Annotated in this window: 24 protein-coding genes and 1 pseudogene; 16 read left to right on the forward strand and 9 right to left on the reverse strand. The window is 42.5% G+C overall.

The window, feature by feature from the left end; translation table 11 throughout:
- Nucleotides 1-28: 28 nt before the first annotated feature.
- The 4 genes from ccmM (at nucleotide 29) to NIES1031_RS00515 (ending at nucleotide 4,548) form a co-directional block, all read left to right on the forward strand.
- A complete protein-coding gene (gene ccmM / locus NIES1031_RS00500) occupies nucleotides 29-1,711 on the forward strand; it encodes a beta-carboxysome scaffolding protein CcmM (RefSeq protein WP_073547612.1) in 1,683 nt (560 codons plus the stop codon).
- Between the two features lie 91 nt (nucleotides 1,712-1,802).
- Nucleotides 1,803-2,438, forward strand: a complete 636-nt coding sequence (gene ccmN, locus NIES1031_RS00505; RefSeq protein ID WP_073547613.1) for a beta-carboxysome scaffolding protein CcmN — start codon at nucleotides 1,803-1,805, stop codon at nucleotides 2,436-2,438.
- Nucleotides 2,439-2,473: 35 nt separating this feature from the next.
- Nucleotides 2,474-3,256 (forward strand): beta-carboxysome assembly protein CcmO, encoded by a 783-nt coding sequence (gene ccmO, locus NIES1031_RS00510; protein ID WP_073547614.1) that lies wholly within the window; start codon nucleotides 2,474-2,476, stop codon nucleotides 3,254-3,256.
- 386 nt (nucleotides 3,257-3,642) lie between these two features.
- Nucleotides 3,643-4,548 carry a LysR family transcriptional regulator gene (locus NIES1031_RS00515; RefSeq protein WP_073547817.1) on the forward strand — a complete coding sequence of 302 codons (906 nt, stop codon included), beginning with the start codon at nucleotides 3,643-3,645 and terminating at the stop codon, nucleotides 4,546-4,548.
- A gap of 11 nt (nucleotides 4,549-4,559) precedes the next feature.
- On the opposite strand, the gene NIES1031_RS00520 is transcribed toward NIES1031_RS00515, so the two are convergent.
- Nucleotides 4,560-4,910: a hypothetical protein gene (locus NIES1031_RS00520; protein WP_073547615.1), complete on the reverse strand. Its 351-nt coding sequence runs from the start codon at nucleotides 4,908-4,910 to the stop codon at nucleotides 4,560-4,562.
- 75 nt (nucleotides 4,911-4,985) lie between these two features.
- On the opposite strand from NIES1031_RS00520, the gene NIES1031_RS00525 reads away from it, so the two are divergent.
- On the forward strand, nucleotides 4,986-5,345 hold the full coding sequence (locus NIES1031_RS00525) for a MerR family transcriptional regulator (protein ID WP_073547616.1): 360 nt from the start codon (nucleotides 4,986-4,988) through the stop codon (nucleotides 5,343-5,345).
- A 687-nt stretch (nucleotides 5,346-6,032) separates the two neighbouring features.
- On the opposite strand, the gene rpsU is transcribed toward NIES1031_RS00525, so the two are convergent.
- Together rpsU and NIES1031_RS00535 are read right to left on the reverse strand one after the other, a co-directional pair.
- Nucleotides 6,033-6,221 (reverse strand): 30S ribosomal protein S21, encoded by a 189-nt coding sequence (rpsU, locus tag NIES1031_RS00530; protein ID WP_073547617.1) that lies wholly within the window; start codon nucleotides 6,219-6,221, stop codon nucleotides 6,033-6,035.
- A gap of 322 nt (nucleotides 6,222-6,543) precedes the next feature.
- A complete protein-coding gene (locus NIES1031_RS00535; RefSeq protein ID WP_073547618.1) occupies nucleotides 6,544-6,849 on the reverse strand; it encodes an RNA recognition motif domain-containing protein in 306 nt (101 codons plus the stop codon).
- A gap of 302 nt (nucleotides 6,850-7,151) precedes the next feature.
- On the opposite strand from NIES1031_RS00535, the gene NIES1031_RS00540 reads away from it, so the two are divergent.
- Complete coding sequence (locus tag NIES1031_RS00540; protein WP_073547619.1) at nucleotides 7,152-8,177, forward strand: cysteine hydrolase family protein; 1,026 nt, start codon at nucleotides 7,152-7,154, stop codon at nucleotides 8,175-8,177.
- Between the two features lie 120 nt (nucleotides 8,178-8,297).
- Nucleotides 8,298-9,215, forward strand: a complete 918-nt coding sequence (locus tag NIES1031_RS00545; RefSeq protein WP_073547620.1) for a DMT family transporter — start codon at nucleotides 8,298-8,300, stop codon at nucleotides 9,213-9,215.
- A gap of 379 nt (nucleotides 9,216-9,594) precedes the next feature.
- On the opposite strand, the pseudogene NIES1031_RS00550 reads toward NIES1031_RS00545, so the two are convergent.
- Nucleotides 9,595-10,729: pseudogene (locus NIES1031_RS00550) on the reverse strand (ISAs1 family transposase).
- A 551-nt stretch (nucleotides 10,730-11,280) separates the two neighbouring features.
- Here NIES1031_RS00550 and NIES1031_RS24085 point away from each other — a divergent pair.
- The 4 genes from NIES1031_RS24085 (at nucleotide 11,281) to NIES1031_RS00565 (ending at nucleotide 13,706) form a co-directional block, all read left to right on the forward strand.
- Nucleotides 11,281-11,427: a hypothetical protein gene (locus NIES1031_RS24085; protein ID WP_178378006.1), complete on the forward strand. Its 147-nt coding sequence runs from the start codon at nucleotides 11,281-11,283 to the stop codon at nucleotides 11,425-11,427.
- Between the two features lie 207 nt (nucleotides 11,428-11,634).
- Entirely contained in the window at nucleotides 11,635-12,306 is a 672-nt protein-coding gene (locus tag NIES1031_RS00555) for a Dps family protein (protein WP_073547621.1), read from the forward strand.
- Between the two features lie 5 nt (nucleotides 12,307-12,311).
- Complete coding sequence (locus tag NIES1031_RS00560) at nucleotides 12,312-12,680, forward strand: Rieske (2Fe-2S) protein (RefSeq protein WP_073547622.1); 369 nt, start codon at nucleotides 12,312-12,314, stop codon at nucleotides 12,678-12,680.
- Between the two features lie 84 nt (nucleotides 12,681-12,764).
- A complete protein-coding gene (locus NIES1031_RS00565) occupies nucleotides 12,765-13,706 on the forward strand; it encodes a pentapeptide repeat-containing protein (RefSeq protein WP_073547623.1) in 942 nt (313 codons plus the stop codon).
- Here NIES1031_RS00565 and NIES1031_RS00570 read toward each other — a convergent pair.
- Nucleotides 13,700-14,338 (reverse strand): bifunctional 4-hydroxy-2-oxoglutarate aldolase/2-dehydro-3-deoxy-phosphogluconate aldolase, encoded by a 639-nt coding sequence (locus tag NIES1031_RS00570; RefSeq protein WP_073547624.1) that lies wholly within the window; start codon nucleotides 14,336-14,338, stop codon nucleotides 13,700-13,702. The two genes, NIES1031_RS00565 and NIES1031_RS00570, sit on opposite strands and share 7 nt — an antisense overlap.
- Before the next feature lie 280 nt (nucleotides 14,339-14,618).
- On the opposite strand from NIES1031_RS00570, the gene NIES1031_RS00575 reads away from it, so the two are divergent.
- The 3 genes from NIES1031_RS00575 to NIES1031_RS00585 all read left to right on the forward strand — a co-directional run bounded on the left by NIES1031_RS00575 (nucleotide 14,619) and on the right by NIES1031_RS00585 (nucleotide 17,899).
- Nucleotides 14,619-15,485 (forward strand): DUF2382 domain-containing protein, encoded by an 867-nt coding sequence (locus NIES1031_RS00575; protein ID WP_073547625.1) that lies wholly within the window; start codon nucleotides 14,619-14,621, stop codon nucleotides 15,483-15,485.
- A 401-nt stretch (nucleotides 15,486-15,886) separates the two neighbouring features.
- Nucleotides 15,887-16,801, forward strand: coding sequence for a DUF2382 domain-containing protein (locus NIES1031_RS00580; protein WP_073547626.1), 915 nt, complete (start codon nucleotides 15,887-15,889; stop codon nucleotides 16,799-16,801).
- A gap of 492 nt (nucleotides 16,802-17,293) precedes the next feature.
- Entirely contained in the window at nucleotides 17,294-17,899 is a 606-nt protein-coding gene (locus tag NIES1031_RS00585) for a DUF2382 domain-containing protein (protein ID WP_218596610.1), read from the forward strand.
- A 506-nt stretch (nucleotides 17,900-18,405) separates the two neighbouring features.
- Here NIES1031_RS00585 and ftsH3 read toward each other — a convergent pair.
- The 4 genes from ftsH3 to cimA all read right to left on the reverse strand — a co-directional run bounded on the left by ftsH3 (nucleotide 18,406) and on the right by cimA (nucleotide 23,747).
- Nucleotides 18,406-20,244 carry an ATP-dependent zinc metalloprotease FtsH3 gene (gene ftsH3, locus NIES1031_RS00590; RefSeq protein WP_015188582.1) on the reverse strand — a complete coding sequence of 613 codons (1,839 nt, stop codon included), beginning with the start codon at nucleotides 20,242-20,244 and terminating at the stop codon, nucleotides 18,406-18,408.
- Between the two features lie 88 nt (nucleotides 20,245-20,332).
- A complete protein-coding gene (locus NIES1031_RS00595) occupies nucleotides 20,333-21,127 on the reverse strand; it encodes an aminotransferase class IV (RefSeq protein ID WP_073547627.1) in 795 nt (264 codons plus the stop codon).
- Nucleotides 21,128-21,229: 102 nt separating this feature from the next.
- Nucleotides 21,230-22,024 (reverse strand): hypothetical protein, encoded by a 795-nt coding sequence (locus NIES1031_RS00600; RefSeq protein ID WP_073547628.1) that lies wholly within the window; start codon nucleotides 22,022-22,024, stop codon nucleotides 21,230-21,232.
- Nucleotides 22,025-22,106: 82 nt separating this feature from the next.
- Entirely contained in the window at nucleotides 22,107-23,747 is a 1,641-nt protein-coding gene (gene cimA / locus NIES1031_RS00605) for a citramalate synthase (RefSeq protein WP_073547629.1), read from the reverse strand.
- Nucleotides 23,748-23,914: 167 nt separating this feature from the next.
- Between cimA and NIES1031_RS00610 the strand changes: the two genes are divergently transcribed.
- Together NIES1031_RS00610 and thiO are read left to right on the forward strand one after the other, a co-directional pair.
- A complete protein-coding gene (locus NIES1031_RS00610; RefSeq protein WP_236738664.1) occupies nucleotides 23,915-24,295 on the forward strand; it encodes a 2Fe-2S iron-sulfur cluster-binding protein in 381 nt (126 codons plus the stop codon).
- Nucleotides 24,296-24,456: 161 nt separating this feature from the next.
- Nucleotides 24,457-26,430 (forward strand): glycine oxidase ThiO, encoded by a 1,974-nt coding sequence (gene thiO / locus NIES1031_RS26175; protein ID WP_073547630.1) that lies wholly within the window; start codon nucleotides 24,457-24,459, stop codon nucleotides 26,428-26,430.
- Nucleotides 26,431-26,449 lie beyond the last annotated feature (19 nt).

A 26,449-nucleotide genomic window follows, 5' to 3' on the forward strand; every position in this document is an offset into this window, starting at 1 on the left:
TTCCGCAGTAATTAGGAGGAAATTACCGATGGTAGTCCGCAGCCTGGCTGCCCCCCCGACGCCTTGGTCAAAAAATTTAGTTGAGCCAAAAATTGAATCAAGTGCATTTGTACATCCATTTTCTAACATTATTGGAGATGTAACTATCGGAGCGAACGTGATGGTCGCTCCTGGAACTTCTATCCGCGCTGACGAAGGCGCTCCTTTTTATATAGGTGAAGGAACTAATATTCAAGATGGCGTTGTCATCAATGGATTAGAACAAGGTCGTGTCATTGGCGATGACGGAAAACAGTACTCGGTGTGGATTGGGAAAAACACGTCGATTACGCACATGGCGCTGATTCACGGTCCTGCTTATGTTGGAGACAACTGTTTTATTGGCTTTCGTTCCACGGTATTCAACGCTCGTATAGGACATGGTTGCATCGTGATGATGCACGCCTTGATTCAAGACGTGGAAGTTCCCGCCGGTAAGTTTGTGCCTTCAGGAGCAGTGATTACGAATCAGCAGCAAGCTGATCGCTTACCCGACGTTGAAGCAGACGATAGAGAATTTGCTCGTTACATCGTGGGTGTCAATGACGCCTTGCGAGCAGGATATTTATGTGCCAGTGATGAAGCTTGTATAACGTCAATTCGTAATGAGCTGACTAGCACTTCAAGTTCAGATAGTTCAAATGGTTCTAGCCGCAACATTTCTACTTCTTCTATGATGACAAGTCCTTACCTCAGCCAAGACACCATAGCACAAGTCCGAAACCTACTTCAGCAAGGTTACAAGATCGGTACCGAACACGTCGATGAACGGAAGTTCCGCACGGGTTCTTGGAAAAGCTGTACTCCTATTACGGCTAAGCGCGAATCGGAAGTGATTGCCGAACTCGAAGCGTGTATGGCAAATCATGCGGGTGAATACGTGCGGATGTTTGGCATTGACCCCAAAGGCAAGCGCCGCGTGATGGAAAAGATTATCCAGCGCCCCGATGGTCAGCAAATTGCTCAACCAGCAGCGACTAAGGAAAACAGCTTTAGTGGTAGTTATCGTAGTTATCAGCCTTCAGTTGCAACAACTTCAGCAACGAGTGGACAAATAAATCAAGACACCGTTGCGCAAGTTCGACACTTGATTCAGCAAGGTTTTAAGATCGGCACTGAACACGTTGACGAGCGGAGATTCCGCACAGGTTCTTGGCAAAGCTGTACTCCGATTAGTGCTAGCAGTGAGTCGCAAGCGATTTCTGAACTCGAAGCGTGTATGGCAAATCATGCGGGTGAATACGTGCGGATGTTTGGCATTGACCCCAAAGGCAAGCGTCGCGTGATGGAAACAATTATTCAACGTCCAGGCGGTAATCAGATAGCAGCACCTTCAAATAGCCATCGCAGTTCTGCTTTTAGCCAACCACAACCCGCACCAACTTACAACAATAAGTCTTCAGCAAGTAGCACGCGCTTGCAGCCAGAAGTCGTCGAACAGATTCGTCAACTGATTGCGCAGGGTAATCGCGTGAGTGCAGAACACGTCGATCAGCGTCGGTTCCGTACTGGTTCGTGGACAAGTTGTGGACCAGTTGATAGTACGAGTGCTTCGGCGGCGATCGCAGCCATTGAGTCATTTCTTTCCGAGTACGAAGGCGAGTACGTACGCTTAATTGGCATTGATTCTAACAAACGACGGATTTTAGAAACTATTATTCAACGACCTTAAGTAAGCTAACCTACAGCAATGACAAGTTTCGTTAGACTTGTGGATAGCTTGCGACTTAATCACATTTTATCCGGCCGAGGTTTCCATTCTAATGTATGTGCCGCCACTGCGTCCGCCTAGTCATGATGATTCTTACATCAGTGGCGAAGTTACCATTGATCCTAGTGCGGCGATCGCACCAGGAGTCCTTTTGCAAGCAAGTCCCGATAGCCGGATTATTATCGGCGCGGGAGTTTGCATTGGTATGGGTTGTATTCTTCATGCTTTTGAAGGCACATTGGAAATAGAGCCAGGCGCGAATCTCGGAGCGGGTGTTTTAGTGCTGGGTAAAGGAAAAATTGGCGCGAATGCGTGCATTGGCTCGACAGCTACGATTTTGAATGCTTCGGTCGAACCACAGCAAGTCGTCTTACCAGGTTCGCTCGTCGGCGATAAAAGTCGTATCGTTGTGACACGCCCAACTGTGGTGGACGTTGATACAATCAATGAAACCGCCTCCCCTGCTTCTGACGAAGCCACAAATGGTGATCGCCCCCCGCCCATGAATATACCACCCCCTACACCATCTGAGCCTGAACCTACTGATGCAGCGTCTTCACCACCACCAACAAGTCAAAAAGTCTATGGACAAGCACAATTAAATCGTATGCTGTCAACGATGTTTCCCCACCGCCAAGCCTTAAACCGCCCCTTACAAGATGGTCAGTCTCCTTCTGATCAGCCTTAACTTGACATTATGATCGGTTCCCATGGAGGTTTAAGATGGAGACACCAAACCCAGGATTCGCTCCCAAAGAGCAGTTCAGCCGCAAAGACGATCTAAGGGAAAGTGCCTTGGGCTTAGTTTCAACCTTGAGCTTTCCGGCAATTATCCAAACTGCTGATGCCATGCTGAAGTCCTCAGAAGTGACTTTGGTAGGATTTGAAAAGATCGGTAGCGGTCACTGTACTGCAATCGTGCGTGGTAAAGTTGCCAGCATTCGCTTGGCGGTGGAAGCAGGAGCACAGACAGCAGCAGAGTTCGGTCAGCTTGTTTCAACGCTGGTTATACCGCGACCTTTACCTAATCTAGACGTTGTGTTTCCGATTAGTAACCGCTTGTCTGACCTGGCTCAGTTTGAACGCGACATTCGCGTGAGTAGTCAAGCAATTGGTTTATTGGAAACGCGCGGCTTTCCAGTCATGGTCGGAGCAGCTGATGCGATGCTGAAAGCGGCTGATGTACACTTGATGTCTTACGAAAAGATCGGCGCGGGGCTATGTACCGCAATTATTCGCGGGGCAGTTGCAGACGTTGTGGTAGCAGTCGAAGCTGGAATGCAAGAAGCTTTACGCATTGACGCTAACTCGTTAAATGCAGTCACCGTCATTCCTAGACCGTTAGATGATTTAGAGCAAAACTTACCTTTAGCAAGTTGCTTAATCGAAGAGCAACCTAAGCCACTGAAGTTACCAGTAGCAATCAAAGATAAGACGCCTGAAGCTGAGTTAATTAAACTACCAGACTTAGCCGCAATTCCAGTAGAAATTCAGCAAGAAGAGTAGATTTTTAAAGTTTTGTCATGATAATTTTTTCTCGTAATAGTTATTTGTTGATGGAGTAAAACCGAAGTTACAGCCTTGGGTTAACGTTGATTGGTAGCCTGGATGCCAAAAGAGAAAAGCGCTGCACACTGATAACACTGATAGTATGATGAGAGTGGCACATTCGCTGAATGTGGCCAAAAACCACAAGCGCAGATGGGAAAGTAGTTATTGCTCGCATAGCAGACTATCGTAGAAATGTGCAACGCTTTGACAGAAGGGATCTTACGCTCTTGTTGTTGTTTTGATAATAACCGCAAACTCTTATAAAGAAAAGCCATTATTTCTGATAGTAATAATAGAATATTATCTATAGAGCCTCCTTGAATCTCAAAGGAGAGGGAACCTTGAAGCAAGCAACGCTTCATCAATTAAAAGTTTTTGAGGCTGCGGCACGGCACGGTAGCTTTACGCGGGCAGCGGAGGAGTTATTTTTGACTCAACCAACTGTCTCGATGCAGGTAAAACAACTCACAAAAGCGGTGGGTTTACCTTTGTTCGAGCAAGTCGGTAAGCGCCTTTATCTAACAGAAGCTGGCAAAGAATTGTTTACGACTTGTCGGGCGATTTTTGAGCAGTTAGCGCAGCTAGAAATGACTGTGGCTGACCTCAAAGGGCTAAAACAAGGACAATTAAGACTAGCAGTAATTACAACCGCTAAGTATTTTGTCCCGCGTCTATTAGGTCCATTTTGCCAACGCTATCCTGGAATTGATATTTCTTTACAAGTCACAAACCACTCAGGCATTCTCGAACGCTTGACGGATAACCTTGACGATTTGTATGTAATGAGTCAAGTTCCTGAACACTTAGACGTCGTTTTTCAACCGTTTTTGGATAATCCGCTTGTGGTACTCGCACCCGCAAATCATCCGCTAGCGAATGAAAAAAACATTTCACTATCACGGCTTGCAGAAGAACCTTTTATCATGCGCGAACCTGGGTCAGGAACGCGAAAAGCCGTGCAGAAACTCTTCGCCGCACACGAAATTTCGGTAGAAGTCAAATTAGAACTTGGTAGTAACGAGGCGATCAAGCAAGCGATCGCTGGCGGTTTAGGACTTTCTGTCTTATCTCGCCATACCTTAACACCCGACGGCGCTAGTAGTGAATTAACTGTATTAGATGTAGAACATTTCCCAATTCATCGGAACTGGTATGTTGTATACCCTAACGGTAAGCAGCTTTCTGTTGTAGCGCGTACTTATTTAGAATATTTACTCGACGCGGCTAAACAATTTGCTACTTCTTAATCAGGAAATTCTTAAAGTTGAGAGTCCAGCTTGTTAAATAACCATCGACCCAAAACATAGATAAATATAATACATACAATTAATCCTATAGTTGATGCTATGTTGACAGTTCCATCCAAGAAAGTTGCTGTTATTGATAAAGAAAAAACGCCTGCGGTGTATGAGTAGCCGATGAGCATTCCTAAACAAGCGAGTTTAGATTTAGGTGTCATGGCTGCGATAATTAGAATAAAACCTAATACAATATCAGCAGGTCCAAACAAGTCTGCATTTTGAGTTAGTCCCAAAACGATAAATAAAATTGTAATTGTTCCAACCAAAATTGCGAAGGTGCGAGATAAAAGTAAAGTTCTGTCTTTCACTTTTTTTGACTTTTAAGACTCTCTTTAGCACCAGTAGAATAAACTATGGAGTAACTCTCAGGTCAAGCAGGGATTATGCTGATTCACGAAGTTGCTAAACATTTTGGCATCACAGCAGATACAGTGAGATACTATGAAAAGCAAGGATTACTGACGCAAAAGCATGTCCGTCGCCGAACAAACGGCTACCGTGAATACACAGAAGCAGCACTTGAACGCATTCGCTTAATTCGTCTTGGACAAATTGCCAACTTCAGTCTTGCTGAATTGCGTTCTGGAATTGAATTATGGGAATCAGGACTTAGTGATGAGCGGAAAGCCGAAATTTGGCATCAGCAACTAAAGCGCCTCGACAAACAGTTAGAGGGACTCCAAGAGTCTCGGAGCTTTATCATGAATAAGCTTCAACAGTTACAAAGCTGCGATAAAGCTTAATACTTTAGGATTTGTAGTGTAGCAGGAGACAGGAGGAAAAACTTTGCTGTGGTATGAGTCTAGCCACCTAACTTGTCCTAATCTAAGAGTGTAGTGCTATACCTGGTATCGAGGGTACAAGTTCAGACTTTAATGCGTCATTATTCAGAGCCTAGGGCGATCGCTGTTTCGGCAATAGTTGATTCTAGATTAGCAGAGGCGTGTAATGAGTTTTTCTTCTATCAAGCGATCAGGGGGAGTTGAGGCGTTATATTACACGTTAAATTTTATATGTTAACAGTGACTGTTATGCTGCATAGATTGAACACTCATTAGTAGCTCAACATAAAACTATCAGCGATCAAAAAGGCTAATTGCTGCTGCACAAGCTTATCATTAAGCAGCTTGTAAGGATAGAGCAAGCAATCCCATTTATTAGATAAACCCTAACTTCATAACATTCATAACAAAAATAAGCAGACATAGTTAAGTAGGTGAGTGAAAAAAACGTTATTGGCAAGTTGGTCACTGGTAACGGGAAATTAGTTTATTGAGCGCAATTAACCGCTCTTCTGTTGGCTATTAGCTTCTGTTTGATAGCTAATAGCCAAGTGGCAAATCATAGAGGCTTCCCCATTACCAATTACCGACCTTAACAAGTGTGATATTTAATTATGCCCACCTACTGCGCCCATTTATCACATTGAGTTATCCTCTACTTTGAAAACGCCGTTTACGTCTTCTCGCGACTGCTTTACGCTTACGCTTTTCAATTGGAGTTTCAAAGTGACGCTTACTCTTAATATCTGGTAAAATTCCTGCTTTAGAGACTTGACGCTTAAATCTTCTTAGTGCTGACTCAAAATTTTCATTTTCGCCGACAACAACTTGGGTCATTCTATTTCCTCTTAACGACAATTTTTGGCATTGCGATCGCCAATTTAATAAAATGTGTATTAGTCACTGCTATTTTTAATGACAAACAATCAACTGTAGAAAAACGCTAGCTATAGTTAATTAACCAAATTCGGTTTAGTATAATTCTTGAAGAACAAATCAATTGCGAATGAAAACTTGTAAGCTAGCAAAAGAAACGCAGACTTTTCTGAAAGTTATTCAGTTTTTCAACTCTTAACAAGCTTTTATAGCCGCGATCGCAACTGTATGTCATTAATCCTAACATCAGTTGATGCAATTCACTCAAGCTATACATCAATGCTTAGTAGCGTTTGGAGTAATTTTGATTTTTGTTACCCCAATCCCCGCCACTCGAACGCCTGTCTTCGCGGGGTTTAGCTTTATTGACTTTCATGGTTCTTCCCATCCATTCTGCACCGTCGAGCGCTTCGATTGCGGTGGATTCGGCAGCTTCGCTTTCCATTTCTACAAATCCGAAGCCGCGAGGAAGACCAGTTTCGCGATCCGTTGGTAGTTGTACGCGCTTCACGGTACCATATTCAGCAAAAATACTGTTGAGATCGTCTTGGGTAACTTCAAAGGACAAGTTACCTACGTAGATTGACATTGAACCTCTCCTGCATCGAATTTTGTAGAGAGTTCGATCCGGAGAGGCGCTTGTGAATTAAAAACAAACACTACCGCCGAATTTACTTCTCGCCTACCAGCTTAACATACAACTTATATAGTAGAAGTCAGAGGTCAGAATGAAAAATAGTTTTGAGCTTCTAGAATGTCTTAATTGTATTAACTATTGCTTTATTTTTGCTGATGAATGAGCTTAGTTCAACGATGCTGGCAATGAAGCAAAAATTAACAGCACGCAAGACTTGATGTAGTTAATCATAATGAGAATAAAAACTCATACCTATGAACACTCATCAGCTACCAATTCCTACTTTCTTTGAGCCTAGTAAAGTTCATGAAGTGTGGCGTGTCCCTTACCAGCAACGCGCGCAAGAAGCAGCATCGTGGGCACATAAGTACAATATTACACCAGCCAACGAAGACAAGATTCGCGTTGGCTTGCTTCTGATTGATGTGCAGAATACATTTTGCATTCCTGGATTTGAACTCTTTGTCGGGGGAAGATCTGGAACAGGTGCAGTTGAAGACAATGCACGTTTGTGTGAATTTATTTATCGTAATTTGGGTGGAATTAGCGCGATCGCGGCAACAATGGACACGCACACTGCCATGCAAATTTTCCATCCTGTATTTTGGATAAATGAAGCTGGCGATCATCCAGCACCCGCAACGCTAATTACCCCTGAGGAAGTAGCAGAAGGTATTTGGAAAGTCAATCCTGCTGTAGCGCCGAGTATTAGTGATGGAGATGCTCGACTTCTACAAAACCACGCTCTACACTATGTCAATCAGCTAACACAACACGGTAAATATCCCTTAACGGTCTGGCCTTATCATGCGATGCTGGGTGGAATTAGTCATGCTTTGGTTTCTGCGGTAGAAGAAGCGGTATTTTTCCATACAATCGCCCGTAACAGCCAAGCAAGATTTGAAATTAAAGGTAACAACCCATTAACCGAAAATTATTCAGTACTACATCCCGAAGTATTAACAGGTGTTAACGGTCAAGCGATCGCGCGAAAAAATACAGAATTAATCCAGCACTTATTAAAATTTGACAAACTCATAGTTGCAGGTCAAGCTAAAAGCCACTGCGTTGCGTGGACAATTGATGATTTATTAACAGAAATTAAATCGATTGATTCCAATCTAGCGCAAAAAATTTACTTGCTAGAAGATTGTACATCTTCTGTTGTTATCCCTGACATAGTAGATTATACCGAACAAGCTGAAGCAGCTTTTGAAAGGTTTGCTGCGGCGGGAATGCATTTAGTGAAATCGACTCAAGCAAGTGATTGGTTAGTGTAATAGGTAATGGGTAATGGGAATAAATATTTTTTTGACAATGACCAATTCCCAGTTACCAGTTACCAATGACCAGTCTTTAAGTTACGTTGATTTTCACCTACTTACTCGTAAGATAACGTAATGCAAATTTGGCAAGCACCGAAACCTTGGCAGGTTGGGTTAGTTTTAATCGTCGGGGTAATTGGTATTTCAACTGCGTCAATTTTTGTGCGGTTAGCATTTGCAGCAGTACCAGAGGTTTCTAGTGTTGGATTTAGCCTTGTTCTATCAGCAGCACGTTTGACAATCTCGGCGATACTACTGCTACCAGCTTGGCATCATTTGCACTCATCTTTACCGAGTCGTACCTCTGTATACTATGCATTAGTAGCAGGCATTTGCTTAGCGTTACACTTTGCAACATGGATTACCTCACTTGCTTTTACATCCATTGCTGCTGCATCGACTTTAGTGAGTAGTACGCCAATTTGGGTTGCTTTACTTTCGTGGTTATGGTTGCGTGAAAAGTTATCACTTATAACTCTCATAGGAATTGGTCTTGCACTTGTAGGCGGTATTGTGATTGCATTAGGGAATTCTGGGGTAGATGCTGTTGCGAGTAATCGTCTATTAGGCAATTTTTTAGCACTTTTAGGTGCTTGGATGTACAGCTTATATCTACTTCTTGGACGTAAAGCCCAACAAGAAGGATTAGGATTAGGCAGTTATATCGCAATTGCTTACACGACAGGAGCTTTAATATTACTGCCGTTGCCAGGAATTTTTGGGGCATCGTATACAGGCTATCCATTAATTGTCTATGTTTACATACTATTGATTGCAATTTTCTCGCAAATGATTGGGCATACCAGTTTGAACTGGGGAATGCGCTGGCTTTCACCAACTTTTGTCACACTTGCTGCTTTGTTTGAACCTGTCGGCTCTAGTTTTCTTGCTTATTTCCTGCTGGACGAATTACCAGGAAGATTAACACTCTTAGGTGCAGCTAGTTTATTAGTGGGAGTCGCTTGTGCGATCGTGGGAGCAAGGCAAAAATAAATTAAATCGAGCTAGCAAACTCAAGATGAAGCTTTTTCATCTCGATATTTATTAATGAACTGTGGCAAGGATTGTGATATTTAATGTTTTGCTCGTTTCAGTCTTGTGTTGACAAGATTGACTCAACTGTTGCGATTACCTCTCCTGTTTGGCTAGTGTCATATCCACCCAATGCTTCTAGTTGGTTCAACTTAGATCTTGCAGCAGGGCAAACGCATCTTAAAATTAGAAAATGGGATGAGGAAAGCTATCTAGCTAATGATGCATAAGTTTTCTGATTCAATTAAACGCTTTCTATCAGACTGGACAACTCAGGTTGATAGAGAGACAAAAATAAACCCATTGAGGAGCTAAGATTCATAAAATCTCCAACTAGAGTTTAACCCTTTAACACCTTCAAAAGATAATCATTGTCCCAGTCTGCTTTTTTTCGTTTACTTTTAACTCCAGTTTTGACTGTTTTTTCTTGATTTAATAAATTAAGGGCAATGTGTCTAATGACGGCTAAGTTCGCTGGAGCATTATCTTTTCTGATTCGCGAAGTGTCCTCGTCAAATTGTACATCTAGAACCCAATGTAACTGATTTTCTATTGTCCAATGTTTCCGAATAACTTTAGCTAATTCTTTAGCATCTAAACTGAGACTACTAAGATAATATCGACGCTCAAAATAAACTGTGCCATCTTTTTTGACATTGAAATATTCAGCCATACCAACAGAGTTAAGATTAGACCATTTTCCTAAAGGGTCGAGCGGTTCAACCAAACTATTTAAGCTGCGATAATATCGGGTTTCTTCTCTTCCATGCCCTTGTTCTTTAACCTTATAGTCTGTGTGGCAGCCTCCTGACCAATCTTTTTGTAGAGCTTGCTTAAATGCTGCTTCTACTCGTTCATAAAGGCTTCCTTGATTCTTTTTGAGAGTGATTACATATTCCGCTGATTGGGCAACAATGTGGCTAACAATTTCTCTTTGACATCCCATTGCATCCAGGGTGACAATGCACCCTTTTAGGTATAAAACTCGTAGAAGTTGAGGAATAGCTGTAATCTCATTCGATTTTACATCAACTTTAACTTGTCCCAAAATTAAGCGATTAGCACTTGCCCAAGCACTAACCATACGGATTGCTGACTTGTCATGGCTCGAATCGTAAGAATGCCTGAGAGTTTTACCATCAATCGCCACAATTTCTCTCGGAAACTGCTGGCTAATTGATTTTACCCATCCCAAAAAACATTGCTGTAGGTACTGGGTATCTAACCGCGCAAAAACTCGTGCGAAAGTATCGTGTGAAGGAATACCATTAGCTAATTCTAAAAACTTTTTTAGCCACTTGTACTTCGTTTTTCCATACAAGTCTACATCTACCCAACTATCGGCTCCTGAGATGACAGCACAGATAGTAATAGTAAATAATATCAATTAACTTATGTAATTTACTTCGCTCTATCCTGAGATCTTCTAGTTCTCCAAAGTATTCAGAAATTGCAGTTGATGGTTGAAGTTTCACAAGTTCAAGTTAATCGGCCATGTCACTTCTCTAAGCATTTATTCACTTTAACAAAGGTTTTATTTTTAATTGAATCCTTTTTTACAACACTCTTTATAATTTCATGCGTGTATAAAGTTTTTTTTTAATTAGATGCGTTTGCCCTGGTGCTGCTCCTAAGTCCGAATTGACTGTTGCAATGGGATATTTGAGACTTCACTTAACCAGGTTCGTTTCTCTCGTTTCTGAGCCAGCGTAATGCAAAGTTTTTGCAGTTCATTAGCCGCAGGTAACTTTTCTGATCTGATGCTTTGCACAGGGTCAGCACATTATCCCAAACCACACGAACACAACCAAAGAGCTTTGCTAAGTCTCTCTACTGCTGTTTGGATGGGTAGAATCTGTACTGATATCTAGCTTTCATACTTACATAACGTAATGTGTAGCCATCGTGTAGCCAAAAATGAAAGATTCAAGACTCAATATTCGAATCAAAATCGAACGCATGAACAAACTATGACGCATTGCAAAGCAACGAAAGAAAAGTATGACTCAGTTAGTTGAAGATTGGATTGACAAGCTCAAAGAAGAAAAGCCGTCCTGAAGGACGGGGCTTGTATCCCGTTTCTCCGGTCAACAAATACTTTAACTTTTTTGTCGAAGTCAACACGTTGGCGATTTATTTAGGCAAGATTAAAAATGTAGGCAATGTGCAGTAGAATTTCTACTCATAAAGCCGCGAATCACAAATTTGCTGTTTAAAGTGTAGTTTGCCACCCGATAGAAAGATGGTGTGAAGTGGAGTGCCGGTGGCAGCTACACCCAATCATGAGATTTTTTGCTTGGGTACGCAATAGTCTTGACTATTGTATTGAGCTATTAAAAAACAATTTAAAAATGAATTAAATGCTACAAGGAGGTTCCCCATGGGTAAAGTTGCACTGCAGATGGTGGAACAAGCTGGAATTGATGTCAAAGAACTTTTAGACAAGTTAGTCTGCGCCGCGTCAGCAGAGTTTACCACCTACTATTACTACACAATTTTGCGTGCGAATGCGATTGGTTTAGAGGGCGAAGGACTCAAAGAAATTATCGAAGATGCGCGACTTGAAGATCGCAACCACTTTGAAGCACTCGTTCCCCGCATTTACGAGTTAGGCGGTGAGTTACCGCGTGATATTCGTGACTTCGCAAATCTAGCAGCTTGCCCAGATGCTTATCTTCCAGATCGTCATCATAATAATAGCGATGCTACCCCCCGCGTTGGATTTACAAGTGGCGGTAGCGACGAGTCACAAACCGCAGTTCTCGAAGCTAAACAAGCAGTAGAACAAGGCGATATTCGTCCACTGTTGCAAGTATTAGTCGAAGCGGAGCGGTGTGCAATTCGTGTCTATAGTGATATCTGCAACATGGCATTTGGTAAAGATCACCGCACGTACGAGTTATCGCTTGCGATTCTCAATGAAGAAATAGAACACGAAGCTTGGTTTAGTGAATTTCTAGGAGAAGGACCATCAGGACACTTCCGGCGAGGTGCGCCAGGAGAATCACCCTATACTTCTAGGTTCTTAGTCGTACCTCACAATCATAGTTAACAACCGTGTGCTACGTCACTGTCGCCACAGTAGACGACATCCCACCAGGGACAACAAAGCTCGTACAAGTAGAAGGTTTACCAATTTTGATCGTCAACGATCGCGGTCAATTTTACGCCTTACAAGGCTTGTGCGGACATCAAAAACTCTCACTTGCAAAAGCTATGGTGTGGCAAGGAATAATCGATTGTCCCTGGCATCATTTTCAGTACGATATTCGTACTGGAGAAAACGTTTATCCGCGATGCGTTTATCCTTTAGAAGCTCTACCGCATTTACATCAACAGCTTGAACGATTGCGTACTTATCCCGTGCGCATTGTTGAGCAACACGTGCAGGTAAAAATTGAGCATGAACCACTCAGTAACAAATGAAATTATCAAGTGTGCGCAGGCAAACTTAGTTAGTCTAGCCACAGACTTCAGTCTGTAGGCAATTCACGCCAGAGGTTCACTACTATGAACGCTGAAGAACTCCTGAAGCGATACGCCGCAGGAGAACGCTATTTTCCCAACGTCGATCTGAGTCATACATCCTTACAAGAAGTCAATTTAAGTGGTATAGTCCTCAAACGAGCAATCTTAGAGGCTACAGATTTAAGTCGGTCAATTTTAGTGGGAGCCGACTTGAATGGCGTTATTCTCAAACAAGCTACCATGACGGCGACTCGCTTTAACGGCAGTCATTTAGTCGGAGTAGATTTAACCGCAGCCAATTTAACAGGTGCAGATCTTAGTGGTGTCAATTTGTGGCGCGCAAACCTCAACAAAGCAACATTGTGCGAAGCTAACTTAAGCCGCGCCAATCTAGACGAGGCAAACTTGACTGGAGCAGATTTAAGCAGAGCAAATTTGAGTGGAGTTCAATTAAGCAAAGCAAATTTAACCGAAGCCGTCATAGTTGATGCTAATTTAAATCGCGCAAATCTTACAGAAACAAAGTTGATGCGATCGCATTTGTGTGGTGCGCAGCTAGAACGCGCAGAATTGATTGCCAGTGAATTAACTGCCGCTGATTTGAGTAGAGTAAACTTAGAGGGTGCAAACCTGAGTGAAGCTAACTTATCGCAAGCAAATCTGAGTGGGGCAAACTTAACTGGAGTAAATCTACACCGTGCAAATCTGATCGCCGCTAAAGCAATTTTGGCAAATCTGCGCGGAGCCAATTTAGAGCAAGCAGAACTTGTCACCACAAACTTAACCGAAGCGGATTTGAGTTGGGCAAACTTGAGTAAAACAAACTTGAGTGGAGCCGACTTGCACCGCGCAATTCTTACGGATGTTAATCTCAATTCGGCAATTCTGCGGGGAGCCAATTTGATCGATGCCAAGCTATTACAAGTAGAAATGAACAATGTTGATCTGAGTTGGGCGATCGTACCTTGTGTTATGAGTCATTGAATTTTATGAAGTTGCTCCACTAGGGTTTTAGCTTGTTGACTAATCGTTTCCCAAGCTCCAGCTGCAATTAAATGTTTAGGAAATAATTCGCTGGCTAAACCTACCGCGATCGCTCCGGCTGCAATAAAATCGGACGCATTTGCGAGCGTCACGCCCCCTGTCGGAATCAATGGTATATGTCCGAGAGGTCTTTGCAAACTTTTAATGTAGCTTGCACCTCCTACCGCTTGGATCGGAAAGACTTTGACGCAACTGGCTCCAGCAGTGTAAGCAGTCATAATCTCTGTGGGTGAGAGCGCGCCAGGAATAATCGGTATATTTTGTTGCACCGCTGCGCGAATCATTGCAGTATCGCAATGCGGGCTGAAAAGAAATTTTGCTCCGGCGGTGATCGCATTTTCCAACTGCGCTAAATCTAGCAGTGTACCTGTCCCAATCGTACAGTGGGGTAATTCAGCTTGCAGGCGCGCGATTAAATCTGCGCTGCGATCGCTGTTCCACGTGACTTCAATTAACTTAATTCCGCCAGCAGCTACGGCTTTTGCCATTTGATAGCCTTGTTCGTGTTGAATCGCCCGAATGACTGCGATCGCTCGATTCTGTTGCACCAAATCTAACCAAGCCTTGATCATAAATAAAACTCATGCTTTCGAGGCACAATATGTTGTTTTTGTCAAAATACAGGCGTCTTTAATTATTTTCCTCTGATACCATAGCGTTACTATCTAAATCTTTTCTGAAAAACTCTCCTCATAAAATTTAAAAATCTTAAATATCAAGACAGGGTATCTTTGTGTCGCCTAATATTTAAGCCTTAAAACGACGTTAAGTCAGTCGTCAGAAGGATGGAGTAAAGCAAAGATATTTTTAGTCTAGGTATTACGTAATATAGAGTAATAGGTAATTAATAGTATGCCGTTGTACAAACTCGAAGACTTCGACCCAAATTATCGAGAAAGCTTCGGTGGCGATGACATTAAGAATTTGAAGCTTTACACCGAAGGAGGCGAAGAAATAGGTGCAGTCATGACTGCCTTAGTTGATGCAGAAGGTCATTTTCGATATTTGGTAATTGCTACAGGCTTCGGGGCTATGGGCAAAAAAATCCTACTACCTATAGGACTATCTCGGATCGACTACAATACAAACCGCGTCACAGTAGATGGTTTAACTAAAGTACAAGTTGAAGGTTTACCAGAATATGATGAACAGTCAACGGTGGAATACGACTATGAGGAGCAAGTGAGAGACGTTTATCGTCCTTTAGTCGCAACCGCGCAAAATAATGATTTAACTAATCCTACTACCTACAATCGGGACTCATACAGCTATGAAAATGATTCTTCGCTCTACAACTTAAATGAGCAGAATCACCAAACATTAAAGCTATATGAAGAAAGATTAATAGCAAGTAAAAACCGCGTGAAAACAGGTGAAGTCGCCGTTGGTAAACGAATTGAAACTGAAACCGCAAAAGTAGCAATTCCACTAGAAAAAGAGCGCGTTGTTATCGAACGCGTATCTACTACAGAGAGTGGAACTGTAATTCCTGGAGAACTTGACTTTCAAGAGGGTGAGATTGTACGTATTGAATTGTACGAGGAAACGCCGGAGATCCACAAAGAAGCGTTCGTTCGCGAAGAAGTTAGAATTAGAAAAATCGTCGAACAAAATACTGTAGAGGCTGAAGAAATAATCCGTCGAGAAGAACTAGACATTGACACCGAAGGTCAACCTAATATTAACCAAACAAATACAATTCATAATGACCCTATCTAAACCGCATGGTGTGAAATTAGACTAAGAATTTTATTTGTTTCTACTTCACTGAGCTACAGGTCTTTCTCCAAGTTTCCTAACAGTTAGGAAATTTGGAGTTTAATTTAGGATTCACTCGCAAGAATGATGAATAAAATATAATATTTAGTATGGTCTTCCATAAGGAATACTAAAATATGTGGAATTTAAAGAGAATGTGCTAATCATCCGCGCACAATCCCAAAAACTAAAATTAATTTTTTACAAGCTTCATCTTACTATATCACTTAGCAATAAGTTTAAAAAATATCTATCACTAGTAAGCTTTTTATAAATTCTATTTCATTCGATAGGAAGATGGATAATTATTAGAAACTACCTATATTAGAAGCTATGTAATGCAAGGTTGAGGAATCATTTGTATGGCACTTCTAAAAATTAGTGACTTTGACCCAGACTATCGCGAAGCCTTTGATGGTAATGATGTTAAAGGAATGAGCGTATATGCACAAGGAACAGACGAAAAGATCGGTACAGTAAGTGACGTTTTAGTAGACGAAGAAGGTAATTTTCGTTATTTTATAGTTGATTTAGGCTTCTGGATTTTTGGTAAGAAAGTATTAATGCCTGTCGGTCGTTCGCGGATTGACTATGGTGCAGACCGCGTGTACGCAGTAGGAATGACCAGAGAACAAGCAGAAAACTTGCCAGAATTTGATGAAAATATGGCAGTTGATTATGACTACGAAGAGCGCGTTCGCGGCGTATATCGCGGTCAAACTGCTACCGCTGAGATTCCTTTAGAAGGAGCACCATTAGACACAGCAGCAACCGTTGGTATGGCGGCTCCCGCTCCTAAACCTACTTATACCCGCGATACGTATGACTACAAGTACGATGAGGATTTGTACAACCTTAAGGAAGACGCAAATCAAAATCTTAAGCTTTATCAAGAGCGTTTAGTTGCTAATAAAGTACGCAGGAAAGCTGGTGAAGTTTCCATCGGTAAGCGTGTCGAAACCGAAACTGCGCAGGTCTCTATTCCTATTGAGAAAGAGCGCGTAGTCATTGAAAGAGTATCTCCTACCGATGCGGGTAAAGCTGTCGATCCTAGTCAGGTCAGATTTGGTGAAGGTGAAACAACTCGTGTAGAACTCTACGAAGAAACTCCAGAAGTACGCAAGGAAGCGTTTGTTCGTGAAGAAGTTCGAGTGAGAAAAGAGGTAGATCAAGAAACAGTTCAAGCTCAAGAAACAATTCGGCGTGAAGAGTTAGAAATTCACAACGAAGGTACAGTTGTTGAGAACCAAGACCGTCTACCTAATGACCGCATTTAAATAAAGTTTCACTTTTACGCTTTGCGGTTTAAAGTTTAAGCGGTAGAAAAGTAGGGGTAAAAATAAATTAACATCCCCTACTTTTGATTTTTAAGATTTAAAAATCAAGATGAAATAATTAATTTTAAGTAGCAGTTAAAATAAGTTATGTAAAGGGAAATGAATAACCAAAAGTTTTTACTCAGAGATGAATCTATGCGAAGCCATAACCGTATAGATGCACTACTGGAAAAACTAAAGAGTAAGTTAAGTAACTTCGTTGTTTTGAATAACCAAGGCAAAATATTTGCTACGGTAATAGATCTAAAACTAGACAAAAATAAACAAATTAATTTAGTTTTATTGTTAAAAGATTTACAAAAGACTCATCCAGTTTTATTAGTAAGTAAGTTGGTTCAGAGAATAGATCCAATAAATAAGACTGTTTTGGTAAATATCAGTCCAGAAGAAAGTGAAAATTTACCACAATGTAAAGCTACAGGAAGATCGACAATGGAATTTCCAGAAAATAATAATAATCCCGTTCCACCTGTAAATACAACAGAGTATACTGCTATGACATCAAGTAGCAGTGAAACTCGTGAAGGTGCAGTAGTCGTGGCTGAGTCTACATCAAGTAGTCCAGAAGGATTAGCAGATGAAATTATTCGCTTGCTTGGCGAAAGAGTCATTGTTGACCGCAACAAACGCAAAGTTGGCGAAGTCATTGTCCGGAAAGAAATAGAAACTCGGATGGTAGAAATTCCCGTAAGACGAGAAAAACTTATCGTAGAACAAGTCAGCCCAGAGCGCAAACAACTTGCAGAAATAGAGCTAGGACAACAAGAACTGACGGGAATTGAGTTGCGCGAAGGAGAAGTAAACCAATTAACACAATCATTTGGTACAAAAATAGGATCGGTTAATGGTTTGACAGTAAGTGGAGAATTTGATTCACCTAAAATTGCTAGCTTATTATTGAATGCGATCGCACTCGAACGTCGTCAAGGATGTAAAAAAGTGCGTATAGAAATTGTTGTCGAAGACGCTGAACGCCAAAAAACATACCAAGAATGGTTCGAGCGTGCTTCGGGCAAACCAAAAGTTGAAGCCTCGTAAGTTTTTTAGAATTATTAATTTAGACGGGACAGGATGTACATCTTGTCCTATTTTTGTGCGAATAAGATATTGAAAGAGTATTGTTATTAATGTCCTAATTGTATTATTTGAGAGGATGTCTGAGAAGTAATAACATTTTACTAAATAAAAACTACAAATCATTTCTCCTCTGCTCACACCAGTTGTACGCCACTTCTCTCAACGGGGAGAACCTCCGCACGGCGCAGGCTTCTGAAGCTGCCTATTTTATAGTAACCTTCAAAGTGACATGGTATAAGATGCTGGAGATAGCCCCCTAAATCACCCAAAAATAGGGGAGATGAACTTTATAGAACTCCTAGAAAAGTTCATCTCTGTGGACTTTGTTTATGTAGTGGCGAATTCATTCGCACTCGCATCGATACCGCACATATCCAATACAAAAAATAAGGGTAATTCTAGTTAGTTCTAAAATTACCCTAAGTTAATTAAATTTCTAGCTGGTTAGCTAAGGTAGCTGCTATAAATTAAGCGAAAGCAGCAGTTTTAACGTCGCTATTAGCTAGTAGTTCTTGCAATTCCTCAGCGTCTACAGTTTCTTTATCAATCAGCATTTGTGCCAGCTGATCGAGAATATGACGGTTGCTGACAAGAACTTCCTTCGCGCGGCGATAAGCAACTTCTACTAATTCACGAACTTCGTCATCAATTGCTGCTGCTGTTTCTTCTGAGAAATCGCGTTCAGCAACGATATCGCGACCAAGGAACATATTGCCTTGTTGACGACCTAAGGCGACAGGACCTAAGCGATCGCTCATCCCAAAGCGCGTTACCATTTGACGTGCAACGCGAGCCACTTGCTGTAAGTCATTAGAAGCACCTGTTGTGACTTCTTCCTCACCAAAGATGATTTCTTCAGCAATACGACCGCCCAAAGCTACCGCCATTTGGTTTTCTAGGTAGGAACGGCTGTAGAGTCCCGTTTCCATGCGGTCTTCACTTGGGGTAAACCAAGTTAAACCACCGGCGCGACCGCGCGGAATAATGCTAATTTTCTGTACAGGGTCGTAATCAGGCATTAAAGCACCAACCAACGCATGACCAGCTTCGTGGTAGGCTACTAGAGTTTTGCGCTTTTCGCTCATCACGCGGTCTTTCTTCTCTGGACCTGCCAAGACGCGGTCAATTGCATCGTTGACTTCATCCATCGAAATTTCCGTTAGATTGCGGCGTGCAGCTAAAATCGCGGCTTCGTTCAACAAGTTCGATAAATCTGCGCCTGTAAAGCCAGGAGTACGACGCGCAATCTTTTCGACATCAACATCCTTCGCTAAAGTCTTACCACGCGCGTGAACTTTCAGAATTTCAACTCTTCCAGCGTAGTCAGGACGATCGACAACAACTTGACGGTCAAAACGACCTGGGCGCAATAATGCAGCATCAAGGACATCAGGACGGTTCGTTGCTGCGATGATGATAATACCTGTGTTCCCCTCAAAACCATCCATTTCGGTCAGCAACTGGTTGAGGGTTTGTTCGCGTTCGTCGTTACCGCCGCCTAAGCCAGCACCGCGCTGACGACCAACGGCGTCAATTTCATCGATAAACACGATACAAGGTGCGTTAGCTTTCGCTTGTTCAAACAAGTCGCGCACGCGGGAAGCACCAACACCCACGAACATTTCGACGAATTCCGAACCTGAAATCGAGAAGAACGGAACGCCTGCTTCTCCCGCAACTGCACGCGCGAGTAGAGTTTTACCCGTTCCTGGCGGTCCTACGAGTAGCACACCTTTAGGAATTTTTGCCCCGACTGCGGTGAAGCGGTCAGCATTTTTCAGAAAGTCTACAACTTCGTTGAGTTCTAGCTTGGCTTGATCGATACCTGCAACGTCACCAAAGGTTACTTGGGTTTGTGGTTCCATCTGAACTCTGGCTTTGGATTTACCAAAGTTCATCGCTTGGCTACCAGGACCATTTTGCGCGCGCCGCAGTAAGAAAAATAAACCAACTAAAAGTAGTGCTGGTACAAATAAACTGCTTAATGCCCTAAACCAGAAGCCATCATCGGTTTGTGGCAAAACAGAGATATCTACTTGATTTCTAGTCAGAATATTGATTAAGTCAGGGTCGTTTGGTAAGTTTACGACTCGTTTTTCACCGTCTAGAGGTGTGACTAAGGCTCGCGTGCGGTCTGCACTTAGGCTAACTCGCTCAACTCTGCCTTGTTCTACTTCTTGAATAAATTGACTGTAACGCCATGTCTCTCGACTTTGGGGTTGTCTATCGAAGAACGCTGTTCCTAGCGCAACGACAACAACCGCAAGCAGTGCGTACAGCCCCGCGTTTCTCCACCGTTTATTCACCGAGGTTAATCCTCCTAATTTAATGTGCGAGGGCGCTTTTATGGGAATTGTTAACTATTCTTAATCTACATTAATTTTTGACTAGTTGTCATGCTATGTAAAGTTGTCGCAGTAGCTTGAGACTAGAGTGGTAGGGATTGTACGTCTTTTGGATGACTTCTCCATGCTGTTTTATCACCGTATGGATCGGAATCACTTGCACAACGCTATTAGAGTAGGCGATCGCCTCAAACGTATCGACTGCATCTACAAACCAAGGTTCCTCTTGAACTGGACAATGCTGTTTTATCCATTCTAATAGTTGCGATCGCGCAATTCCTGGCAGTATTCCCGCGGATAATGGTGGTGTCCACCAACAGTTATCGCGCCACCCCCATAAATTCCCCGTACTCGTCTCTAACCAATTTCCCTGTTCATCAACTAAGATGGCTTCCTCGGCTGAGTGTTGCTGTGCTGCTAATTTAGCTAACCACGGCGAGAGATAGTTTCCTGTCTTATGCAAGGGTAAGGATCTTTCATAATTTGTTGCAATCCAAGCTTTGACCCCATATTTTTGTTTTTTTGTCAAGTCTCTAGGTAGATGTCTTCCTGTAATTAATTCGCAGCCATTAGGCAAAATGGTAATTCTGAGAACGGGAAAGTGTGAGATTAAGCTAAGTGCACCTTGCTGAATTTGTTCCCAATTAGGGAGTTGCCAACCGAATGTTTCGATACTATGACGCAGGCGATCGCAGTGGGCTTGCCAATTGGTGAGGGGATGAGCGAGTGATTGATGATAGACTCGCAGCGTTGTAAATACAGTTGCGCCGTAGAGTAGACCAGGATCGTCAATTGCTAATTCTATTGTGTTGCTTTGGATTAATTTACCGCTATACCAATAAATGTTAGTTTACCCCATACATTAAATATTTATTTTTGCATTTAGTCCACCTTCGTGGACTTAGTTTTCAAGGTTTTCCAGCCGCGAATTTATTCGCTGGGCTGTTTAATCTTCTTTTGGTGGTTTTACTTGTACGACTTTTTCAGGGGAGATTGAAACTTCACCGCCCAGCGCTTGAATGCGGCGAATTGCTAAGTCACGCGTTGCTGCATCAACTGGGTTACTCAGAACCATTGTCCAAGCACCAACTTGTGCTGATTTACTTTTGGGGTTGCGCGAGAGAAACTCTGCTGTTTTCTGAGAAATTGCTGCAACTTGTTTGCTTTCTTCATCAGCGTAAACACTTGCCCACTGTGCTGCGGTTGTAAATGATTGCTGCGCAGCGGTGGAATCTCCTAGAAACAACAATTCATCAATTCCTTTGTAACGCCAAATATAATAAGATTTTTGCGGTACAGTCGGAGAAAGCAGTTTTAAATTTCGATTCATTAAAGCGATCGCACGCTCTGGCATGCCTGCATAAAGTGAGGTGCTAGAAGAAAGAAATAAGTAGGCTTGTAGAAAGCGTGGATCGCGTTCTAAGATAATTTCAAAATATTCAGGGCTTAGGCTATAGCCTGTTTGCGGACGAACTTCATCATCGCCAAAATATTGAAGAAAGTTTAAAAATACCCAGTTTGCTATGAGATTATCAAAGCCAAAACTAGGAATTTTTCTTAATAAATTCAGTCGCACTTTTTCAGCTTTAGTCTCTCTTATTAGATCTTTTTCAGTAAGCGGTTCGCGTGTAGTTAACTGATTCAATTGAGGTACTTGCAGTGAAATAACTCCAAATATGCACAAAAGTACGACAATAAATGCAACTAATGATTCTTGATATCTCCGTAGTGCAGTAAACATTAGATTAATACAAGTAAATAAGCGAAAACAAATATAATTTCAAACCTGGTGAGTGGAGGAAATGACATTTGTTAACAATTACTTATGACCCATTACCCATTACCATGTTAAATGCCGCCTCCGTAGATGAATACAATAACAACCCATATTCTAATCCTTCTACAACGGCTTGATAAGAGGCTGCCAAAATATTCGTAGAAACACCGACAGTTGTCCAACGTTGATGTTGACTCCGTGATTCTACTAAGACGCGAGTTTTAGCGGAAGTGCCGCTATGTTCGTCGAGAATTCGTACTTTGTAGTCGGAAAGTTCAAATTCAGCAATTTGTGGGTAGAAATTGACTAACGCTTTACGCAAAGCTACATCCAACGCGGCTACTGGACCATTACCTTCTGCGGCTTCTAGAATATCTTGACCGTTGACTGTGACTTTTACTGTTGCTAACGCACCGCTATTTTGTTGTTCAATTCCTGATACTAAATCGCAGTGAACCTGAAAGCCTTTAATTGTAAAAAACTGCTGGCGTTTTCCTAAAGCTTCGCGCATTAATAAGTCAAAGCTAGCTTCAGCAGCTTCAAATTGATAGCCTTGGCTTTCCAGGTTTTTGAGATGTTGTAAAATTTGACGAGCAGCAGGGTTTTGTTTATCAAGTTCAATGCCAAACGTACGCGCTTTAGCGATGACATTACTCAATCCTGCTTGATCGGAAATGATAATACGGCGACTATTACCAACTTGTTCGGGTGGAATATGTTCATAAGTTAATGGATTGCGTTCAACCGCAGAAACGTGAATACCGCCTTTATGTGCAAATGCTGAACGTCCGACAAACGGTGCATGATCGTCTGGTGCAAGATTGACAACTTCGCTAATGAAGCGACTTGTTTGGGCTAGTTGGGCAAGTTGTTCGGCTTGAATACACGAGTAGCCTAATTTTAATTGTAGGTTGGGAATCAGCGAACACAAGTTAGCATTACCGCAACGTTCGCCATAACCATTGATCGTGCCTTGTACCATTCTCGCACCTTCGAGGACACCGGCGATCGCATTTGCTACCGCAGTATCAGAATCGTTGTGTGTATGGATACCAATTTGCGGCGAGTTGCGATCGCCGACAACTTCCACAACATTTTTAACAATTGCGCCGACTTCGTGCGGTAGAGTACCGCCATTCGTATCACATAGTACAAGCCATTCCGCACCGGCTGCGATCGCCGTACGTAAGGTTTCTAAAGCATATTCGCGATTGTACTTAAAGCCATCAAACCAGTGTTCAGCATCGTAAATGACGCGGCGTCCTTGGCTGCGCAGGTACGCAATTGTATCCTGAATCATCGCCAAGTTTTCGTTGAGGCTCGTTTTTAAGCCTTCGGTAACGTGCAAATCCCACGATTTACCGAAAATAGTCACCCAGCGCGTTCCAGCTGAGAGAATTGCTTGTAAAAGTGGATCTTCGGCGGCGGGAATATGCGGACGACGGGTAGAACAAAACGCTACAATTTCTGCTTGCTGAAGTGGTTCTTCTTGTAATTGCCAGAAAAATTGTACATCCTTAGGATTTGCTCCAGGCCAACCACCTTCAATAAAGGGTATCCCTAATTGATCTAACCTACGGGCAATTCGTAGTTTGTCTTCAATTGACACCGATAGTCCCTCGCGCTGAGTACCATCGCGTAATGTCGTGTCATAAATCCAAAGTCGATTTGAGGAATTTGCATTCATAGGTTGAAACCGGACAAAATTTGAAACCTGGAGAAGAGTATTTTAGGAAAATGCCACTACAGAAGGTAAGTTAATCGGTGAAAATAAACGTAACTTAAAAATTGGTAATGAGCGAACTCGCCTTACGTTGCTTGTAGTGTCCCAAGCAGAACGGTGGTAATTGGTAATTGGAAAGAAAATTTATCAATACATTACCTGTTACCAAACTTGACATTTCCTCAAAAGTGCTAGTAGCTCAAGGAAAGACAATAGTATGCGTTCGCGGCGTTAATTTGCGTCAAGTTTTGCTGCAAAATGAAGTCAACCCTCATGATGGCAACGCTACAATTATTAACTGTCGCGGAATAGGTACTTGTGGTACCTGCGCTGTCTTCGTTGAAGGAGAAGTATCAGAAGTTAACTGGCGCGACAAAGCACGACGTTCCCTTCCTCCCCACGATCCTACAAGAAACTTACGTTTGGCTTGTCAAACTCAAGTGCTAGGAGACGTGAAAGTGAAAAAATTTAATGGTTTTTGGGGACAAGGTACAGATATTGTGTGGAGTTGAGGAAGCAGAGGATAAATAATACTTATGAACTTCTCTTTTACTAAACACTAGCCACTAGCTACTAACCATTAATCACTCACCTCTCAATTAGCGTTAGTCTAAAGATAAGCACGTGAACTTTTGAAATCGATCCGCAGTAAAGGCAAGTCAGCTTTTTAGCAATGACGACAAGTGACGTTTTAATTATTGGTGGCGGCGTTGTTGGTTTAGCGATCGCCGTGGAACTGAAACTCCGTGGTACTTCAGTGACGGTACTCAGTCGTGATTTTCGTGCAGCAGCAAGTCATGCAGCGGCGGGAATGCTAGCACCACAGGCGGAGAAAATTCATTCTGGGGCAATGCGCGATTTATGCTTAGAATCGCGATCGCTGTATCCTGAATGGATTGATAAACTCGAACAACTTTCTGGTGTCACGACAGGATATTGGGCTTGTGGAATCTTAGCCCCTATCTATCAAAAACCAAGCGATACAGCAGAAGATGATGCAGTTGCTTACTGGCTAGATCAGAATGCGATTCATTTGTATCAACCAGGATTAAGTCGCGATGTCATTGGCGGTTGGTGGTATCCTGAAGATGGGCAAGTAGATAATCGGGCACTGATGCGATCGCTATGGACATCTGCGGAGTCTTTAGGAATTAATATACAAGACAACGTTACTGTACAAGCAATTCAACAGCAGCAACGACGTGTCATTGGCGTACAAACTTCAGCGGGTGTCTATCGTGCTGAACATTATGTGCTAGCTGCGGGTGCTTGGTCAAACGAATTATTACCCATTGCGGTACGTCCAAAAAAAGGGCAAATGTTATCGCTGCGAGTCCCTGAAAGTCATTATGAATTACCACTACAGCGAGTTTTGTACGGCTCAGATACATATATTGTGCCGCGTCGCGATCGCAGAATTATCATTGGCGCAACAAGTGAAGATGTGGGATTGACACCGTACAATACCCCGTTAGGAATTCAAACTCTACTACAAAACGCAACGCGCTTACTACCGCAATTACAAAATTACCCAATTGATGAATTTTGGTGGGGATTTCGTCCCGCGACACCAGATGAGTTACCAATTTTCGGTTCTAGCCTTTGCCATAATTTGACGCTGGCGACTGGACATTATCGCAATGGTATTTTATTAGCACCAGTCACAGCAAAGTTAATTGCTGATTTCATTTGGCAACAAAAATCGCATCCCTTGTTAGAACACTTTCATTTCTCGCGATTTTACCCAGACAACAAACTGACTTTGGTATTGCCAAAATCATCACCAACTCAATTTTTATCACCTGCGACAAAAATGCAAACGCTCGAAAAACCAATAGAATCATTAGTAGAAATTGATACTCCTTTCATAATTGCAGGACGTAGATTCAACTCGCGCTTGATGACAGGTACAGGAAAGTATCGCAGCATCGAACAAATGCAGCAAAGTATTGTTGCCAGTGGTTGCGAAATTGTCACAGTTGCAGTACGTCGCGTTCAAACTAATGCACCAGGACACGAAGGTTTAGCAGAAGCCTTAGATTGGAATAAAATTTGGATGTTGCCTAATACTGCGGGGTGTCAAACAGCAGAAGAGGCGATTCGTGTCGCGCGTTTAGGGCGAGAAATGGCGAAGTTGTTAGGGCAAGAAGATAATAACTTTGTCAAGTTGGAAGTTATTCCTGATGCTAAGTATTTGCTACCCGATCCTATTGGAACATTAGAAGCCGCAGAAAAGTTAGTGAAAGAAGGCTTTGCTGTACTTCCTTATATCAATGCCGATCCAATGTTAGCTAAGCGGTTAGAAGACGTTGGCTGTGCTACTGTGATGCCGTTAGCTTCACCGATTGGTTCAGGACAAGGATTGAAAACCACCGCAAATATTCAAATCATCATTGAAAATGCTAATGTTCCTGTCGTAGTAGATGCGGGAATTGGGACTCCGAGTGAAGCTGCGCAAGCAATGGAATTAGGCGCGGATGCGTTGTTGATTAATACGGCGATCGCCCAAGCCCACAACCCACCAGCAATGGCACGCGCAATGAGTATGGGGGCGATCGCCGGACGTCTTGCTTATCTTGCTGGGAGAATCCCTATTAAAGACTACGCTAGCCCCAGTTCACCGCTTTCAGGCACAATTACTAGCTAGTATCTGGTGTCAGGATTAA

Source organism: Chroogloeocystis siderophila 5.2 s.c.1, from assembly GCF_001904655.1.
Lineage (GTDB): Bacteria > Cyanobacteriota > Cyanobacteriia > Cyanobacteriales > Chroococcidiopsidaceae > Chroogloeocystis > Chroogloeocystis siderophila.